The organism is Intrasporangium sp., from assembly GCF_051961875.1.
Taxonomy (GTDB): domain Bacteria; phylum Actinomycetota; class Actinomycetes; order Actinomycetales; family Dermatophilaceae; genus Intrasporangium_A.
Window position 1 is genome coordinate 17,862 of sequence record NZ_JBQCCV010000074.1, and the last position, 16,725, is coordinate 34,586.

Below are 16,725 nucleotides of genomic sequence, written 5' to 3' on the forward strand. Positions count from 1 at the left end.
TAAGAACGCAGGTCTGAACGCTTGACCATGCCAGCCCTGGGTGAGTCCGTCACCGAGGGCACCGTCACCCGCTGGCTGAAGAACGTCGGCGACCGGGTCGAGGTCGACGAGCCCCTGCTCGAGGTCTCGACCGACAAGGTCGACACCGAGATCCCGTCGCCGGTCGCGGGCACGCTTCAGGAGATCCTTGCGCAGGAGGACGACACGGTGCCGGTCGGCGCCGACCTTGCAGTGATCGGTGACGGCGAGGCAGCGCCCTCGAGTGGTGCCCCGGCCCAGGAGCAGGCCGCTCCCGCGGAGCCGGCGCAGCCGACCGAGCAGGCGCAGCCGGCCGAGCAGGCCCAGCCGGAGGACCAGCCCGGCTCCGTCGAGCCGCAGACCCCGGGTGACGGCCAGCCGCAGCAGCCCGAGACCCAGGCCGCGCCCCTGCAGGCGGCCGCCTCCGGCTCCGGTGAGGGCCAGACGGTCGTCATGCCGGCCCTGGGTGAGTCCGTGACCGAGGGCACCGTCACCCGCTGGCTCAAGGCGGAGGGCGACGACGTCGCGACGGACGAGCCGCTCCTCGAGGTCTCGACGGACAAGGTCGACACCGAGATCCCCTCGCCCTTCAGCGGGAAGCTGACCAAGATCCTCGTGGCCGAGGACGAGGTCGTCCCTGTCGGCGGCGAGCTCGCCGTCATCGGCGGGTCGGCGCCGGCCCAGGCCCCCACACAGCAGCAGGCACCTGCCCAGCAGGCTCAGCCGGCCCAGGCCCCCGCGCCGCAGGAGGCACCTGCCGCCCACGCCCCGGCCGAGCAGCAGGCGCCGGCTCCAGAGCAGGCCCCGGCCCAGCCCTCCGCACCGGCGCCGCAGCAGGAGCAGCCGGCACGCCAGCCGGAGCCGATCGGTGCGGCCGTCGCCGGTGGCGCTGGCGAGACGAGCGACGCCGCCGCCTACGTGACGCCGCTCGTTCGCAAGCTGGCGGCGCAGCACAGCGTCGACCTGGGCAGCATCCAGGGCACGGGCGTCGGCGGCCGGATCCGCAAGCAGGACGTGCTCGACGCGGCCGAGGCCGCCAAGCAGCCGGCACCCCAGCCCGAGCAGCCGGCAGCCGCAGCCGCTCCCGCCGGCGCGTCCGCCCCGGCGCCGTCGGCTCCGGCCGAGGTGTCCCCCAAGCGAGGCACGCGCGAGAAGATGTCGCGCCTGCGCAAGGTCATCGCGCAGCGCATGGTCGAGTCCCTCCAGGTCTCGGCCCAGCTGACGACGGTGGTCGAGGTCGACCTGACGAAGGTGGCCCGCCTCCGCGCCCGGGCGAAGAAGGACTTCGAGGGGCGCGAGGGCACGAAGCTCAGCTACCTGCCGTTCCTCGCGCTCGCGACCTGCGAGGCTCTCAAGGCCCACCCGAACCTCAACGCGAGCGTTGAGGGCGACGAGATCGTCTACCACGGCTCGGAGAACCTCTCCATCGCCGTCGACACGGACAAGGGCCTCATCGTCCCCGTCGTGAAGAACGCCGGTGACCTCAACATCGCCGGCCTGGCCCGGGCCAACGCCGACGTCGCGGATCGCACGAGGAGCAACAAGATCACGCCGGACGACCTGGCGGGCGGCACCTTCACGATCACGAACACCGGCAGCCGCGGCGCACTGTTCGACACGCCGATCATCAACCAGCCACAGGTCGCGATCCTCGGCACCGGCGCCATCGTCAAGCGGCCCGTCGTCGTCACCGACGCCGACGGCGGCGAGACCCTCGCGATCCGCTCGATGATGTACCTCGCCCTGTCCTACGACCACCGGATCGTGGACGGCGCCGACGCGGCCCGGTTCCTCGCCACCCTGAAGGGTCGCCTGGAGGAAGGCAACTTCGACGTCTGAGCCAAGGCGTAGGTGACATGACGAAGCGCGTCGCGATAGCCGGGTCCTCCGGCCTCATCGGCGGCGCGCTTCGTCGTCATCTGCGCGATCGCGGCGACGACGTGGTCCGGCTCGTGCGTCGGCCGGCCGCCGCACCCGACGAGGTCCGGTGGGATCCGGAGGCGGGACGGCTCTCCCTCGAGGCCCTCGACGGTGTCGATGCGGTCGTCAACCTTGCCGGGGTGGGAATCGGTGACCACCGGTGGACCCCCGCCCACAAGCGCGCAGTCGAGCGGTCCAGAGTCGACTCCACGGGGACGATCGCGATGGCTCTCGCGGACGTCAAGGCAGGGACCGGTCGTGACATCCGACTCGTCAATGCGTCGGCCGTCGGCATCTACGGTGACCGTGGCGACGAGGTGCTCACGGAGTCCAGCGACCTGGGCGACGACTTCCTCGCGCAGGTTGTCCGTCGCTGGGAGGCGGCGACCCAGCCGGCGGTCGAGGCCGGGGTACCGGTCGCGCTCGTGCGGTCCGGCCTGGTCATGGCCAGGAGCGGCGGTGCCTTCGCACCGCTCCTGCTCGCAACGAAGCTCGGCCTCGGCGGCGCGCTCGGCTCGGGTAGGCAGTGGTGGCCGTGGATCACCCTCGTGGACGAGGTCCGCGCCATCGCCCATCTGGTGGACCGTCCGGACCTGAGCGGTGCGTTCAACGCGGCCGCCCCCGATGGTCGCCGCCAGGTCGAGCTGGCCCGGGGCCTGGCCGGTGCCATGCATCGCCCCGCGCTCGTGCCGGTGCCGCGTCTCGCCCTGAGGGTGCTCATCGGCGAGTTCGGGGACCGGATCCTCGACAGCCAGCGCGTGCAGCCCCGGAGGCTCCTCGAGAGCGGCTTCGGCTTCGAGCACCCAGACCTCGAGTCCGGCGTCAGCTGGCTCGTGGCGCCGTGATCGACTCGATCCGCCAGCCCGCCCCGTCGCGGACGAGGTGGAAGTCGAGCGGCTCGCCCTCGACGGCCTCCCTGGCGGTCGCGCGTCCGCGGTCGTCGACGACCTCGTAGGCCGCGACGGCGACCCGGGCCCGGACGACCGCTTCCGAGGCGGATCGGGAGGCGAACTGCGCCACCGAGACCGTCATCCGCAACCCCTCGTAGTGCAGGTGCCCACTGGTCAGGGCGTCGATGACGGCCGAGTCGGCCCGCCAGGACGGCGAGTCGGGCCGGTGGACTGCGCCGAGAGATCCGACCTTGCGTCCCGTGAGGGCCGCGACCCGACGGTCCGTGAGGTCCTGCAGGATCGCCCGCGCTTCGAGCGGTCCGGCCGGCGTTCCAGACACGGCCGGGCTGGGCGAGGGAGCGACAGCGGAACCTGAGTGCGTCGGGGTGGTGGTGACCCGAGCGGCGGGCGGTCGACCGTCACCGCCGGTGCCTTCGCTGACGCCGTGTCCGGACGCAGGCTCGGTCCCGCCCGTGCCCGGGACCAACCCGAGGTGTGCGAACCACCCGAGGAGCGTGGCCAGGACGGCGATGCCAGCGAGCACGGCGAGGCGATGGGACCACCGGGCCGGCGAGACGGGCACCCTGCGGAACCAGGGACGCGGCGTCTCCGTCGCCGGCGGGCGTCCGAGGGCCGCGTCGGCGCGGATGCGGTGGGTGAGCGCCGATGCCTCGTCGGCACCGACGACGACCTCGACCGGCTCCCCCGCCGCGGCGTCGAAGACCAGGGCAGGAAGCGCCGCCGATGACGGGCGGACCTCGGGCTCCGGGTCGAGGCACCGGCCCACCACCGGGCCGAGCTCCGGGCCCACATGGCTGGCGACTGTCTCCCCTGCCAGCCGGAGGAACGTGTCGGGCGCGCCGTTGCCGGTGAGGCAGAACCACGCGAGGGCCCCGAGGGAGAATACGTCACTCGCCTCGGTGGGCTGCTCACCCGAGCGGACCTCCGGGGCGACGAAGCCGGCGGTTCCGACCACCGCGCCCGCCCCGGCGCCGGCAAGCCGCCCGGCGCCGAGGTCCATCAGGAGTGGACGGCCGGCAGCCGTGAGCATGACGTTGCCGGGCGAGATGTCGCAGTGCGTGCCGCCGGCAGCGTGGAGCGCGGCGACGGCCTCCGCGATAGGCGTCAGGACGGTGACGACCTCGCCCGGCCGGAGATGGCCCCGGCTGGCGACCAGCGAGGCGAGCGTCGCCCCGATGACGAGGTCGAAGACGAGGGCGACCCGCCCGTCCGACAGCGGGACGACGTCCCGCAAGGCGACGAGGTGCTCGTGCCGGACCGCCATGAGCACGTGCCGCTCGATCTGCGCCTCACGCACGGCGACGGGGTCGGGCCGGGCCCGCGGCACCTTGACCGCGACCGGCGCGCCCGCCGCATCCGTGCCCGCCCACACCACGCTCGTCGAGCCCGAGCCGATGACGTGGAGCAGCCGGTGACCGGGCACCTCGGGAGGTTCGTCCCGGTCGTCGTCTCGCCCGTCCCTCTCGTCCCTGTCGTCGTCCACCTCACCATCGTGGCAACTCGCCGGGTCGACCGTCGGGCGTCATCCACAGGCCGTCCCGTGCGGCGGTTGTCGATGGCGAGGGCCGCCTCCACCGATTGCGCGCCGCGGCCCTCGTCCCCCTTCGATCAGGCGGGAGGCTCCCCAGGTGTCACGACCGGCACCACCCGGTTGCCCTGTGCGCTCGTCCGGGCCGCATCGACGACGGCGAGGACGTGGATCGAGTCGCGAGGGTCGACCGGCATCGCGGCCTGCGGATCGTCGGAGCGCAGCGCCGTGGCCACACCCCGGTAGAAGTCCGCCTGGTCGGCAGCATGCACGACGGGGCCGGGCTCCCGGTCGCCCCCTCGGACGACCCAGCCCACCGCATCGGCCTCGTTGGCGAACTCGAGGAAGACACTGACGTCGTCGACCTGCTTGCCGATGACGTAGGCGCCCGTCGACCCTGCCAGCCGGGCCCGCGGTCCGGGAGCGCCGTTGACCGCGCTCGCGAACAGGTGGCTCACGACCCCCGAGGTGTGCCGGCAGGCCAGGAAGGTGTCGTCCTCTGCCACGGCCACCCTTGAGTCGAGTTCGGCGTACACCGTCTCCACCTCGCCGTGCAGCAGCACGGCCTGGTCGATGAGGTGTGCCTGCAGGTCGAGGAGCAGTCCGCCACCCTGCTCCGGCGTGGCGGTCTGCCGCCATCGGTCGCGCCGCACCGGGCGCCACCGGTCCCAGCGGTACTCCGCCCGCCACACCTCCCCGACCAGTCCCGCCTCGATCACGGCAGCGAGGCCGAGGTGCTCCGGGTCGTAGCGCCGGTTCTGGAAGACGGTGAGCGGCACTCCCTTGTGGGCGGCCAGGTCGACGATCCGGAGCGCACCGTCGGCGTCGAGGGCAAGCGGCTTGTCGACGACGCTGGGCAGCCCTGCGTCGATGACCTGCTCCGCCTGCTCCCCGTGGGCGGCGGTGGCCGAGGCGATGACCACGAGGTCGAGGCCGGGCCGCTCGAGCAACCCGTCGAGGTCCGGGACGACCGCGGCGTCGGGCAGGTCCCGGCATGCCTCCGCCACCCGGGTCGGGTCGGCGGTCGCGACGGCGGCGACTTCGAGTCCGGCGCGCCGCAGGAGCGGCGCATGGAACCCGCGCCCTGCCGCGCCATACCCGACGAGCCCGACGCGGAGGGGGACCGACGAGCGCGAGGCGGTGGGCGGCATACGGACACCTTGGCACAGCGGGCGGACGGACGCCCGGGACCGCTGTCGTACCCTGACGCCATGCGCTTCGTGCACCTCGGCCTCGACCCGGACTTCGTGGACTACCAGCGAGGCTGGGACATCCAGCGCGAGACGCACGCCAAGGTCGTGAGCGGCGAAGAGCCGGACACCGTCTACCTGCTCGAGCACGCCGCCGTCTATACAGCCGGCAAGCGCACCCAGCCCCAGGAGCGCCCCACGGACGGCACCCCGGTCGTCGACGTGGACCGCGGCGGAAAGATCACGTGGCACGGACCGGGCCAGATCACCGGCTACCCGATCGTGCGGCTGCCCGCGCCCATCGACGTCATCGGCTACGTCCGGGCGCTCGAGGAGATGATGATCCGGGTCTGCTCCGACTTCGGCGTCGAGGCCGGCCGTTCCGAGGGCGAGAGCGGCACGTGGATCGCCGCCGACGGCCGTGGGCCGCGTCGGAAGATCGGCGCGATCGGCATCCGTGTCAGCCGGCAGGTGGCGATGCACGGCTTCGCCTTCAACTGCAACCCCGACCTGTCGTGGGGCGACGTCATCATCCCCTGCGGCATCCCCGACGCCGGCGTCACGTCGCTGTCGCGCGAGCTCGGCCGGGACGTCCCGGTCAGCGAAGTGCTCCCGCATGTCGAGAAGCACCTCGCCGACATCCTGCCCACGCTCCAGCCGAACCGGCGCGTCCAGCCCTGACCCGCGCTCCCCCGCCAGTACGCTGCGCACAGCAACCAGTGCGGGGGGAGCCCAATGGACGTCGCCGTCAAGACTGTCGGCCTGCGCAAGACCTACCTCCATCGGGGCGTGCGGCGGGCGGCCGTGGAGCGGCTCGACCTGACCGTCCCGGCGGGAGGCGTGCATGGCTTCCTCGGGCCGAACGGGTCGGGCAAGACCACGACGATCCGGATGCTGCTCGGCCTCATCCGGCCGGACTCCGGTCAGGCCTGGATCTTCGGCCACAAGGTGCCCGGCGACCTGCCCGCGGTGATCGGCCGCGTCGGCGCGATCGTCGAGTCGCCCAAGTTCTTCCCGGCCTTCACCGCTCGCCAGAACCTGCGCCTCCTCGCGGACGCGATCGGCACCCCGAGAGGCCGCATCGACGAGGTGCTCGAGGCCACGCGCCTGCGTGACCGCGCCGACGATCGCTACTCCGGCTACTCCCTGGGCATGAAGCAGCGCCTCGCCATCGCGGCCACCCTGCTCAAGGACCCGGACCTGCTCATCTTCGACGAGCCGACAAACGGCCTCGACCCGGCCGGCATCCGCGAGATCCGGGACACGATGCGGGCGCTCGGCGACCAGGGCAAGACGGTCCTCGTCAGCTCGCACATCCTCGCCGAGGTCGAGCACGTCGCGGACACCGTGTCGATCATCGGTCGCGGCGAGCTGCTCGCGGAGGGGCACGTCTCGGACCTGCTCGGGGGCAGCACGCAGTTCCGGGTGGGTGTCCCCGACCCGGAGCGCGCCGCCGGCGTACTCCGAGAGGCCGGTCTTCAGACCGAGCACGACGGCGCCTTCCTGCGCGTCACGACCGACGACGGCGAGCAGGTCTCACGAGTCCTTGCCGGGCACGGCCTCTTCGTCAGCCAGCTGACGCCGATGCGGCCCGACCTCGAGTCGGCCTTCCTGCGCCTCACGAGTGAGAGCGGTCTCGACGCGGCTCCCGCTGACCGGGTTCCGGCCGGTGCATCGTCCGACGAGCAGACGGGAGGAGTCGCATGACGCTCTACGTGGCCCCCGCACCGTCCCGTCCCACCGGCACGCCCTACCCGGCACTCGTCGGGGTCGAGCTGCGCCGCCTCTGGTGGCGCCGCCTCACCAAGGTCGTCCTCGCCATGGCGGTGCTCCTCACCGGGGTTGCCCTCTACGGCACCTACCAGTCGACGTCACCGGACACGATCGCCGAGCGGATCGACAACTTCCGGCAGTCGACCGCCCAGTTCCCGCAGATGGTGAAGGACTGCCAGCAGGCCGAGGCGCAGGCCCGCGAGAGCGGAGACCCCGCGGCGGACTTCGGCTGCTCGCGGATGCCGGCACCGAACGCGCAGGACTGGGGCCTCGTGTCGCCCGAGGCAGGTGCGCTCACCGCCGGCCTGTCGGGGACGAACGCCTACTTCTATGCCTTTCTCGCCTTCGTCCTCGCCGCCAGCTTCGTCGGGGCGGAGTTCTCCGCCGGCTCGCTCGGCACGTGGCTCACCTTCGAGCCACGCCGGCTCCGGGTGGCATCGGCCAAGCTGGTCGCCGCCGGGCTCGCGGGTGGCGCCATCGCCGTCCTAGGCCTCGCTCTGACCTCCCTCGGGGCATGGTTCATCAGCCGCGTCAACGAGCCGGACCCCACCCTGCAGCTGCCGGCGGCCGCCAGCAGCGACTCCCTCACGCAGCTGCTCATCAGGTGCGTCGTCGCGGCCGTCGTCGCAGGCATCGCCGGAGTGGCTCTCGGCCTCATCGTCCGCAACACCGGCGCGATCGTCGGGATCGTGCTCGGCTACGGCGTCATCGTGGAAGGCCTGCTCGCCCAGGGGCTGGCGCACGGCCGGCTCCTGCCGTGGCTGCCCCTGAAGAACGTCGAGGCCTTCGTCGAGCGCGGCTCGACCTACTTCGCGGAGGTCTGCGGGGCGAACGGCTGCCAGATGGAGCAGATGACGGTGACCTACACCCATGGGTGGGTCTATCTGCTCGTCGCGGGCGTCGCCCTCGTCGTCGTCGCCTCTGCGGTGTTCCGCCGGCGCGACCTCGGCTGACCTCGGGGGGTAACGTCCCGCCCCTCCACCGAGGGCCTCAGCGACGCAGACGCATCATGTGCCAGACGTTCCGCCCGTCCTCGCGCGTGTAGCGCAGCTCATCGAGCGCGGCTCTGGCGAGGTCGAGTCCTCGCCCGCTCTCGGGGAGCGCGGCGAGGGCCCCATCGTCCTCCTCGTCGAGAGTCCGCTCCGCCTCCACCGGGATCGTCGCGCCGGCGAATGCCGCCTCTCCGGCGTCGGACAACGTCGCCTGGAGCCGATCGGGCAGGACCTGCAGGCAAAACTCGTACAGCACCTGACCCCGGGGCCGAGCGTGCCTGACCACGTTTCCGGCGATCTCGATCACGGCGGTCTCGAAGAGCATGATGTCCTCGACGGAGAGCTCCGGATGCTCCGTCGCGACGCTCTCGAGGAGGCCGTGCAGCAGGTTCAGGGACTCCGGGACGGCGAGTCCGGAGACCCGATGGTCACCAGCCATGGACGGCGTCCTCGAGGCGCTCGTGCGGGCGCAGCACCCGGTCGAGGTTCGTCAGCGTCAGCACCGTCCGCACCTGGCTGCCCGGGGCCGCGATCCGGAGGTCGCCACCGGCCTGGCGAGCCCGCTTCAGCCCGGCGATGAGAGCCCCGAGGCCGGACGAGTCGATGAAGCTCGTCCCGCTGAGGTCCACGACGACGTGCTTCGTGCCGTCCTTCACGGTCCCGTCGATGGCGCTGCGCAGCTGTGACGCCGAGACCATGTTGAGCCGGCCCTCGCAGCGCAGGACCGCCGCCGAGCCGAGAGTGGACGTGTGGATCTCCATCAGGACAGCTCCTCGCTGGGTTCGGGCGCGCGGTATCGCGCCGCCTTGAAGATGACACTCAGCACGACGAGGTCGTAGCCGACCCAGGCCACGTTGACCGCGGTGCCGAGGACTGTGTTCGTCGTGCCGGCCCAGAGACGGATGGCCCCGACGACGCAGGCCACGACGAGGACGACGACCGCCACGAGCTGGGGCAGCACGAGGCGCCACGGGAAGGAGCCCCGGGCCTGCCGCGTCTTGGGAGTGACGACGAAGCCGAGTGGCTTGCCGAACCAGACATTGGCCGCGGCGGTCCAGCAGGCCCTGATCCAGAGCGGGAAGAGGGCGACGCTGTACTGGTGACCCCGCCAGGTGCGCACGCCATAGCCGACGACCAGGAAGAGCAGCTGGTTGACGACGAAGTAGGGCAGGAAGTGCGCGACGAACTCCCCCCCGTAGGCGCGGACGGGGAGCACCCCGAAGCAGAGGTAGAACACCGGGGCCAGCAGGAAGACCACGGCCGCGAAGCCGGACAGATAGCTCCACATCGTCGAGAAGTACATGAGGCGTTGGCCGAGGCTGAGGCCCCGCTGCCGGAGCGGGTTCTCACGCAGCATGACCTGCATCGTGCCCTGTGACCACCGCAGGCGCTGCTGGAGCATCGTCCGAAGGTCATCGGGCGCTAGCCCGTGGGCGAGCACCTCGTGGTGGTAGACCGACCCCCAGCCCATGGCATGCAGCCGCATGCAGGTGGCCATGTCCTCGGTGACCGACACCGTGGCCATCGGCATCATCGGCTGGGCCTCGTCCGAACGGTCCACGTCGACCGCGCGGACCAGCTCGCGGATGGACTCGATCGCGGCGAGCGGCGACCAGTCGCGCGCCGCGAGGCGCTCCATGGAGACGTCGTCGACCACGGGCAGGCCCAGCTCTTGGTCGGTCTGGACCGGGAGTGCGGCGAGCTCCTCGAGGTCGGCCCGGATGTCAGCCAGGTCCTGGTCGACCACGATCCGAGCGGCCTGGTCGACCCGCTGCTGGAACTCATACGTGACGTCGGCGACGGGCTCCCCAGAGGAGAGCTGTCGCCGGGCGCGGCGGACGGCCTCGCGCAGCTCGGCGACGGCCGCCGCCGCTCCGGGGCCGTATCGATCCGCGTTGCGGGCGGCCCGCGTCAACATGCGCGCCGCCGTCCGCAGGGCCGCCGAGACGGCCTCCTCCACCTCGCGGACGTATCCCACGACGCCGAGCTGCATGAGCGCGTCGCGCCGCAGGACGGCGTTGGAGCCGCAGAAGAACGCCGCGTTCCACCCGTCCTTGCCCTGCTGGACCGGTCCGTAGAAGAGCGGTGCCTGGCTGCCGAGGGGGTCGGCGTCGGTGACGTTGGTGAACCACTGCGGCGTCTGCACGAGCGCGACCTTCGGGTCGCGGAAGTAGCCGAGGGTGCGGTCGAGGATCGCCGGGTCGGGGATCTGGTCGGCGTCGAGGATCAGCATGAACTCGCCCTCCGTGCGGAAGAGGGCGTTGTTGAGGTTGCCGGCCTTGGCGTGGCGCGGCCGGTCCGTCCAGTCGTCGCTGCGAGTGATGTAGCCGATCCCCGCATCGGCCGCCGTCTGGCGCATCTCGGCGCGGTCGCCGTCGTCCAGCACCCAGGTCGTGTGCGGGTACCGGATCGCGTCGGCGGCAAGCGCGGTGCGCAAAACCAGCTCGACGGGCTCGTCGTACGTGGTGATGAAGACGTCCACGGTCGCACCACGCGGCGGCGGCCCCGGATCGCCTCGCCACCGCAACCGCCACATCGTCAGCCCGAACAGGTAGGCGTCGACCAGTGCGTACGTCTCGGCGAGGACGAGGGGCACGGCGATCCACCAGTTGGGCCAGTTGACGGAGAAGACCCAACGCCACCCGACGTAGACGGTCCCCAGCGTCAGGGTGAGCACGACGAGGAGCCGGATGAGGAGCAGCCGGCCGCTGTGCGCGCGACTAGCGGGCGCCGGTCCCCTACTCGTCGGAAGTGGTTCCAGCTCCTGCCCCGCCGTCACGGCGTCGGGTGCCGGGTCCGGTCCCATGGTCAGGGTCCGTCCCGGTGCAGGACGACGATCGTCACGTCGTCGGTCGGAACCCGCTCGTCGGCCACCCTCGCCATCCGTTCCACGAGACCGGGCGCGTCGGAGCAGCCGACGGCCACGGCGCGCACCGCCTCGAGCCCCTGGCGTGGCGTGTCGAACAGTTCCGCCCACCCGTCGCTGACAACGACGAGCCATTCGCCCCGGTCGAGCGTGGTGCTGTCGGCACGCCAGGTCTCGCCGGGGACTGCCCCGAGCGGGAGCCCGCCCCCGGAGAGGCGGCGGTATGCCCCGTCGGAGTCGAGGATGACCGCCAGGCCGTGCCCGGCATCCACGTAGTCGAGCCGGCCAGACCCGGGATCGAGCCGTGCGCAGAACGCCGTGACGAACGTCGAGGTCTCGGCCAGGTCGTCCTCGAGGCTCGCAGCGGACCGGGTGACCGCCCGGGCCAGGTCGTTGAACCGGGAGGCGCCTCGTAGGACCGCGCGCACGCCCGCCGCGATGATCGCCGCCGCGATGCCCTTGCCCATGACGTCCGCCAGCTCGAGCTGCACCCCGTCGTCGAGCTCGAACCAGTCGTAGAAGTCCCCGCCGACCTGCCGAGCCGTCACGCAGCTGCCGGCGATCGTGTAGCCGGGCAGATCGGGCGTATGACGTGGCAGCAGCTTGCGCTGCACCTCACCGGCGTGCGTCAGTTCCTCTTGGTCCGCCAGCTCCTTCTCTGCCCAGCTGGCGAGGTCGGCGAGGACCTCATGCTCGGCGGCACTCAGCTCCCGTGGCTCCGTCCCCACGATGCAGAGCGAACCGACGCGCTGCCCGGCCGCGCTGAGCGGATGGCCTGCATAGAAGCGCAGGCCCGGCTGCTCCCGCACGAGGGGCAACCGCTCGAAGCGCGGGTCCAGCAGCAGGTCGGGCACGACGAGGGCGTGGTCCTGGCGGATCGTGTGGTCGCAGACGGTCTCGTGCCGCGGCACCTGGTCGGGGACGCCGCCGACGGAGGCCTTGTTCCACTGGCGGTCCTCGTCGATGAGGCTGATCAGTGCGATCGGCACGTCGAAGAGCCGCTTGGCGAGACGCACGATGCGGTCGAAACGCTCCTCGGGAGGCGTGTCGAGGATGTCGAGCTCCTGTAGCGCTGCCAACCGCTCACGCTCGCCGGTCGTGGGCACGGGACAGTCCTCCTCCCTGACGTGTGCGGGCTGTCGCGATGGGGTGACGCTATCGGAGGTGTCGCCCGGCTGCTCGGTGGAGCAGCCACCGGTCGTGGCACCGGCCGGACGGCTGAGGGGCCGGTGAGCGGCATACTCGTGTTCATGGGGGTCGCGCGAGCCGCGTAGGCTGACCGGCAGCACCGCCGCCACTGGAGGAGACCACCTTGACCGTCGCACCGGAGGGCCGCCGACTGCTGCGCGTCGAGGCGCGCAACGCCGAGACCCCGATCGAGCGCAAGCCGTCCTGGATCCGCACCACGGCGACGATGGGCCCGGCCTACACCGAGCTGCAGTCGATGGTGAAGACCGAGGGCCTGCACACGGTCTGCCAGGAGGCGGGCTGTCCCAACATCTTCGAGTGCTGGGAGGACCGGGAGGCGACCTTCCTCATCGGTGGCGACACGTGCACCCGCCGCTGCGACTTCTGTGACATCGCGACCGGCCGCCCCGGTCCCCTCGACCTCGACGAGCCGCGCCGCGTGGCCGAGTCGGTGCAGCGGATGGGGCTGCGCTACTCGACGGTGACAGGGGTCGCGCGCGACGACCAGCCCGACGGCGCTGCCGGGCTCTACGCGGAGACCATTCGCCAGATCCACCTGCTCAACCCCAACACCGGGGTCGAGATCCTGCCTCCCGACTTCGGGGCGAGGCCCGAGCTCGTCGGCCAGGTCTTCGATGCCCGTCCGGAGGTCTTCGCCCACAACCTCGAGACCGTCCCCCGGATCTTCAAGCGCATCCGTCCGGCATTCACCTACGAGAAGTCCCTGCGGGTGCTGACCATGGCGCGCGAGGCGGGGCTCGTGACGAAGAGCAACCTCATCCTCGGCATGGGCGAGACGGATGGCGAGATCGACGCCGCGATCCGCGACCTGCACGACGCCGGCTGCGACATCCTCACCATCACCCAGTATCTGCGCCCGTCGAAGCTGCACCACCCCATCGACCGGTGGGTCAAGCCGGAGGAGTTCGTCCACTGGTCCGAGCTCGCCGAGGAGATCGGGTTCAAGGGTGTCATGGCTGGCCCGCTCGTCCGGTCGTCCTATCGGGCGGGGCGTCTCTGGGCCTCGGCGATGACGAAGTGGGGTCGTCCGATCCCCGAGCACCTGGCCCACCTCGCGGAGGCTGCGGAGTCGCCCGCGCGTCAGGAGGCGGCGTCATTGGTGGCCCGGGCCGACCGGGCCGTATCCTGAACCACATGGCACGGAAGACGGACGGCGATTCGAGCGCGCCCTCGCAGAAGAAGCAGGGTCGCCTCTCCCAGATCAAGCAGGTCTACCAGGTCTCGAAGCAGGCCGACCCCAACATCGGGCGGTGGATGCTGCTCGGCTTCCTGGCCACGGTCGCCGTCTTCCTCATCATCGGGTTCGTTCTCAAGAGCCCCCTCCTCTTCGGCATCATGGGCGTCCTCTTCGGCGTCCTCGCCGCGACGATCATCATGAGCCGCCGGGCCGAACGCGCCGCCTATCGCTCGATCGAGGGCCAGGCCGGCGCCGCCGGTGCGGCGCTCACCTCCATCCGCCGCGGCTGGTACACCGACCGTGAGCCGGTCGCTGCCGACGTCGCCCGCCCCGGCGACGTCAACTCCGCGGCCATGGTCTACCGCGCGCTCGGCCGCCCCGGTGTCGTGCTCGTCGGTGAAGGCCCGACCGGTCGCGTGCAGAAGCTGCTGGTCAAGGAGCAGAAGCGCGTCGAGCGTGTCGCCCCCGGCGTGCCCGTGACGACCCTGGTCGTCGGCGAGGGCGAGGGCCAGGTGCCGCTCAGCAAGGTGGCCTCGAAGGTCCAGCGCCTGAAGCCGGCGATCACCAAGGACGAGATGGCCCTCGTCAACAAGCGCCTCAAGGCGCTCGGCGGCATCCGTCCCCCGATCCCCCAGGGCATCGACCCGACGCGGGCGCGGATGGACCGCAGGGCGCTGCGCGGCAAGTGAGACGCGTCAGCTAAGACCCATCGGCTGAGACCTCGTCAGCGGGTGTTGACGATGACGGTGTTGGCGACGCGGTCGTGCAGGCCGCGGCCGTCCCGGTCCCAGATGAGCGCCGGGATCGCGAGGCACAGCAGGACGGTCCGGACGACGACCTGCAGCAGGTGAGCCCGTCCCCCGGCAACGTTGTGGACCTGGATCCCGACGATCCGGTGGCCGACCGTCGTCCCGAGCGTGCCGACGAGCAGCAGGTTCTCGACGGCGAAGATCGCGAGCGGGATGAAGCTGCGCCCGCCGGTCTCCTGCCAGCCGACGCCCCACAGGCCGTTGGCGATCAACATGCAGAGCACCCAGTCGATGACGACCGCCACGATCCGGCGACCGAAGTGAGCGATCGAGCCCGGCCCGCTGGGCGGCATACCGAGTCGTTGGCCGCGGTGCTCCCCCGGCGCGCTGGTGCGCGCCCGAGGGCCCTCGAGCCACGAGCCGATGTCGTTACGATCCATCACGCGACCAGCGTACGTGCGGCCCGCCCACGACCGCGCACGGGCCGTCCGTGACCGCCCGCGTAACGCCCACGAAACATTCGGGTCATGGCCGGGAAACGGCGACCGCGTAAGGTCAGGGCCTGTCAGCACGGAGGTGCTTGCCCGATCAGCGGACGGCACCTTCTTCCTTACCAGGAGGTTGGATGTTCAGCTCAGCCGAAGAGGTCCTCGCCTATATCAAGGACGAGGACGTCCAGTTCATCGACATCCGGTTCTGTGACCTGCCGGGCGTCATGCAGCACTTCAACATCCCGGCTGAGACGGTCGACGAGGACTTCTTCACCGTGGGCCAGATGTTCGACGGGTCCTCGATCCGCGGCTTCCAGGCGATCCACGAGTCGGACATGAAGCTCGTCCCCGACGTCGCGACCGCGTACGTCGACCCGTACCGCGCGGCCAAGACGCTCATCATGAACTTCTCGATCGTCGACCCGTTCACCGACGAGCCGTACAGCCGCGACCCGCGCAACATCGCGAAGAAGGCCGAGGAGTACCTGAAGTCGACCGGCATCGCCGACACGGCGTTCTTCGGCGCTGAGGCGGAGTTCTACGTCTTCGACGACGTCCGGTTCGAGACGAAGGCCAACGCCAGCTACTACTACCTCGACTCGATCGAGGCGGCCTGGAACACCGGCCGCGTCGAGGAGGGCGGCAACCGCGGCTACAAGACGCGCTACAAGGGCGGCTACTTCCCGGTCTCCCCCGTCGACCACTTCGCCGACTTCCGCGACACGATCTGCACCGAGCTGAAGCAGGTCGGGCTCAACGTCGAGCGCAGCCACCACGAGGTGGGCACGGCCGGCCAGATGGAGATCAACTACCGCTTCAACACGCTGCTGCACTCCGGCGACGACATGATGAAGTTCAAGTACGTCGTGAAGAACTCGTCGTGGCGCCAGGGCCACACCGCGACCTTCATGCCGAAGCCGCTCTTCGGCGACAACGGCTCCGGGATGCACACGCACCAGTCGCTCTGGAAGGACGGCGAGCCGCTCTTCTATGACGAGCGTGGCTACGGCGGCCTGTCCGACCTCGCGCGCTGGTACATCGGTGGCCTGCTGAAGCACGCGCCGTCGCTGCTCGCGTTCACGAACCCGACGGTCAACTCCTACCACCGGCTCGTCCCCGGGTATGAGGCTCCGGTCAACCTGGTCTACTCGGCCCGCAACCGCTCGGCGTGCGTGCGCATTCCGATCACGGGGACGTCGCCGAAGGCCAAGCGGATCGAGTTCCGCGTGCCGGACCCGTCGGCCAACCCGTACCTCGCCTTCGCCGCGCAGCTGATGGCCGGCCTGGACGGGATCCGCAACCGGATCGAGCCGCCGGAGCCGATCGACAAGGACCTCTACGAGCTGCCGCCCGAGGAGCACGCCCTCATCGAGCAGGTCCCGGGCTCGCTGCCCGAGGTGCTCGATGCGCTCGAGGCCGACTTCGACTACCTCCTCGAGGGCGACGTGTTCACCAAGGACCTCATCGAGGCGTGGGTCGAGTACAAGCGAAAGAACGAGGTCGACCCGATCCGTTTCCGGCCGCACCCGCACGAGTTCGAGATGTACTTCGACCTCTGACGAAGATGCAGCGCAGGTTGGGGGCCGAGCTTGCGAGGCACCCGGCCGGAGCGGAGTCGAGGAGGAGGTCGCAAGGGCTCGACCTCTGACGAAGATGCAGCGCAGGTTGGGGGCCGAGCTTGCGAGGCACCCGGCCGGAGCGGACGGCCCTTCCGCGTCCAGGAGGCCGGAGCGGAGTCGAGGAAGGGTCGGAGAAGGCTCGACCTCTGAGTTGTTAATGGTCGTCTGAAACGGGGGGGGTGCGTGGGAAAAAAACAAAGAAAAAAACCCCCAAAACCCCCCAAAAACCAGGAAAACACTACCACACAAGGGGGACACAAACAAATTTTGTTTAAGAAGAGA

The 16,725-nt window shown here is 70.9% G+C and carries 15 protein-coding genes; 8 read left to right on the forward strand and 7 right to left on the reverse strand.

Annotation, left to right across the window (positions count from 1 at the left end):
* Positions 1 to 27: 27 nt before the first annotated feature.
* Both sucB and ACTHJJ_RS04435 read left to right on the forward strand, forming a co-directional pair.
* Positions 28 to 1,857: a 2-oxoglutarate dehydrogenase, E2 component, dihydrolipoamide succinyltransferase gene (gene sucB, locus ACTHJJ_RS04430; RefSeq protein ID WP_440301724.1), complete on the forward strand. Its 1,830-nt coding sequence runs from the start codon at positions 28 to 30 to the stop codon at positions 1,855 to 1,857.
* Positions 1,858 to 1,874: 17 nt separating this feature from the next.
* On the forward strand, positions 1,875 to 2,783 hold the full coding sequence (locus ACTHJJ_RS04435) for a TIGR01777 family oxidoreductase (protein ID WP_440301725.1): 909 nt from the start codon (positions 1,875 to 1,877) through the stop codon (positions 2,781 to 2,783).
* On the opposite strand, the gene ACTHJJ_RS04440 is transcribed toward ACTHJJ_RS04435, so the two are convergent.
* The gene (locus tag ACTHJJ_RS04440; protein WP_440301726.1) at positions 2,761 to 4,332 is read right to left on the reverse strand and encodes a protein kinase domain-containing protein; all 1,572 of its coding nucleotides are present in this window, start codon (positions 4,330 to 4,332) and stop codon (positions 2,761 to 2,763) included. The genes ACTHJJ_RS04435 and ACTHJJ_RS04440 overlap by 23 nt on opposite strands.
* Positions 4,333 to 4,457: 125 nt before the next feature.
* Positions 4,458 to 5,528, reverse strand: coding sequence for a Gfo/Idh/MocA family protein (locus ACTHJJ_RS04445; protein WP_440301727.1), 1,071 nt, complete (start codon positions 5,526 to 5,528; stop codon positions 4,458 to 4,460).
* 60 nt (positions 5,529 to 5,588) lie between these two features.
* On the opposite strand from ACTHJJ_RS04445, the gene lipB reads away from it, so the two are divergent.
* The 3 genes from lipB to ACTHJJ_RS04460 are packed head-to-tail and all read left to right on the forward strand — an operon-like array spanning position 5,589 to position 8,293.
* On the forward strand, positions 5,589 to 6,248 hold the full coding sequence (lipB, locus tag ACTHJJ_RS04450; protein ID WP_440301728.1) for a lipoyl(octanoyl) transferase LipB: 660 nt from the start codon (positions 5,589 to 5,591) through the stop codon (positions 6,246 to 6,248).
* A 54-nt stretch (positions 6,249 to 6,302) separates the two neighbouring features.
* The gene (locus tag ACTHJJ_RS04455) at positions 6,303 to 7,274 is read left to right on the forward strand and encodes an ABC transporter ATP-binding protein (RefSeq protein WP_440301729.1); all 972 of its coding nucleotides are present in this window, start codon (positions 6,303 to 6,305) and stop codon (positions 7,272 to 7,274) included.
* Entirely contained in the window at positions 7,271 to 8,293 is a 1,023-nt protein-coding gene (locus tag ACTHJJ_RS04460; protein ID WP_440301730.1) for a hypothetical protein, read from the forward strand. Before ACTHJJ_RS04455 ends, ACTHJJ_RS04460 begins: the two co-directional genes overlap by 4 nt.
* A 37-nt stretch (positions 8,294 to 8,330) precedes the next feature.
* On the opposite strand, the gene ACTHJJ_RS04465 is transcribed toward ACTHJJ_RS04460, so the two are convergent.
* Genes ACTHJJ_RS04465 through ACTHJJ_RS04480 form a run of 4 tightly spaced genes read right to left on the reverse strand, consistent with a single transcriptional unit; the run spans position 8,331 to position 12,304 of the window.
* A complete protein-coding gene (locus ACTHJJ_RS04465; protein WP_440301731.1) occupies positions 8,331 to 8,771 on the reverse strand; it encodes an ATP-binding protein in 441 nt (146 codons plus the stop codon).
* The gene (locus ACTHJJ_RS04470) at positions 8,761 to 9,093 is read right to left on the reverse strand and encodes an STAS domain-containing protein (protein WP_440301732.1); all 333 of its coding nucleotides are present in this window, start codon (positions 9,091 to 9,093) and stop codon (positions 8,761 to 8,763) included. The genes ACTHJJ_RS04465 and ACTHJJ_RS04470 overlap by 11 nt, the downstream gene beginning before the upstream one ends.
* Positions 9,093 to 11,138: a glycosyltransferase family 2 protein gene (locus ACTHJJ_RS04475; RefSeq protein WP_440301733.1), complete on the reverse strand. Its 2,046-nt coding sequence runs from the start codon at positions 11,136 to 11,138 to the stop codon at positions 9,093 to 9,095. Before ACTHJJ_RS04475 ends, ACTHJJ_RS04470 begins: the two co-directional genes overlap by 1 nt.
* A gap of 2 nt (positions 11,139 to 11,140) precedes the next feature.
* Positions 11,141 to 12,304: a PP2C family protein-serine/threonine phosphatase gene (locus ACTHJJ_RS04480; protein WP_440301734.1), complete on the reverse strand. Its 1,164-nt coding sequence runs from the start codon at positions 12,302 to 12,304 to the stop codon at positions 11,141 to 11,143.
* 206 nt (positions 12,305 to 12,510) lie between these two features.
* On the opposite strand from ACTHJJ_RS04480, the gene lipA reads away from it, so the two are divergent.
* Positions 12,511 to 13,536: a lipoyl synthase gene (gene lipA, locus ACTHJJ_RS04485; protein WP_440301735.1), complete on the forward strand. Its 1,026-nt coding sequence runs from the start codon at positions 12,511 to 12,513 to the stop codon at positions 13,534 to 13,536.
* A 5-nt stretch (positions 13,537 to 13,541) separates the two neighbouring features.
* Positions 13,542 to 14,273 (forward strand): DUF4191 domain-containing protein, encoded by a 732-nt coding sequence (locus ACTHJJ_RS04490; RefSeq protein WP_440301736.1) that lies wholly within the window; start codon positions 13,542 to 13,544, stop codon positions 14,271 to 14,273.
* Positions 14,274 to 14,308: 35 nt separating this feature from the next.
* On the opposite strand, the gene ACTHJJ_RS04495 is transcribed toward ACTHJJ_RS04490, so the two are convergent.
* Positions 14,309 to 14,776: an RDD family protein gene (locus tag ACTHJJ_RS04495; protein WP_440301737.1), complete on the reverse strand. Its 468-nt coding sequence runs from the start codon at positions 14,774 to 14,776 to the stop codon at positions 14,309 to 14,311.
* Between the two features lie 182 nt (positions 14,777 to 14,958).
* On the opposite strand from ACTHJJ_RS04495, the gene glnA reads away from it, so the two are divergent.
* Positions 14,959 to 16,383 (forward strand): type I glutamate--ammonia ligase, encoded by a 1,425-nt coding sequence (gene glnA / locus ACTHJJ_RS04500; protein ID WP_440301738.1) that lies wholly within the window; start codon positions 14,959 to 14,961, stop codon positions 16,381 to 16,383.
* Positions 16,384 to 16,725: the final 342 nt, after the last annotated feature.

What these genes read in the sequence shown, in the direction of transcription:
- ACTHJJ_RS04490 (WP_440301736.1), top strand. Translation starts at nt 13,542, where the DNA reads ATGGCACGGAAGACGGACGGCGATTCGAGCGCGCCCTCGCAGAAGAAG.
- ACTHJJ_RS04465 (WP_440301731.1), bottom strand. Translation starts at nt 8,771, where the DNA reads ATGGCTGGTGACCATCGGGTCTCCGGACTCGCCGTCCCGGAGTCCCTG.
- ACTHJJ_RS04435 (WP_440301725.1), top strand. Translation starts at nt 1,875, where the DNA reads ATGACGAAGCGCGTCGCGATAGCCGGGTCCTCCGGCCTCATCGGCGGC.
- ACTHJJ_RS04460 (WP_440301730.1), top strand. Translation starts at nt 7,271, where the DNA reads ATGACGCTCTACGTGGCCCCCGCACCGTCCCGTCCCACCGGCACGCCC.
- ACTHJJ_RS04445 (WP_440301727.1), bottom strand. Translation starts at nt 5,528, where the DNA reads ATGCCGCCCACCGCCTCGCGCTCGTCGGTCCCCCTCCGCGTCGGGCTC.
- ACTHJJ_RS04455 (WP_440301729.1), top strand. Translation starts at nt 6,303, where the DNA reads ATGGACGTCGCCGTCAAGACTGTCGGCCTGCGCAAGACCTACCTCCAT.
- lipB (WP_440301728.1), top strand. Translation starts at nt 5,589, where the DNA reads ATGCGCTTCGTGCACCTCGGCCTCGACCCGGACTTCGTGGACTACCAG.
- sucB (WP_440301724.1), top strand. Translation starts at nt 28, where the DNA reads ATGCCAGCCCTGGGTGAGTCCGTCACCGAGGGCACCGTCACCCGCTGG.
- glnA (WP_440301738.1), top strand. Translation starts at nt 14,959, where the DNA reads ATGTTCAGCTCAGCCGAAGAGGTCCTCGCCTATATCAAGGACGAGGAC.
- ACTHJJ_RS04470 (WP_440301732.1), bottom strand. Translation starts at nt 9,093, where the DNA reads ATGGAGATCCACACGTCCACTCTCGGCTCGGCGGCGGTCCTGCGCTGC.
- ACTHJJ_RS04475 (WP_440301733.1), bottom strand. Translation starts at nt 11,138, where the DNA reads ATGGGACCGGACCCGGCACCCGACGCCGTGACGGCGGGGCAGGAGCTG.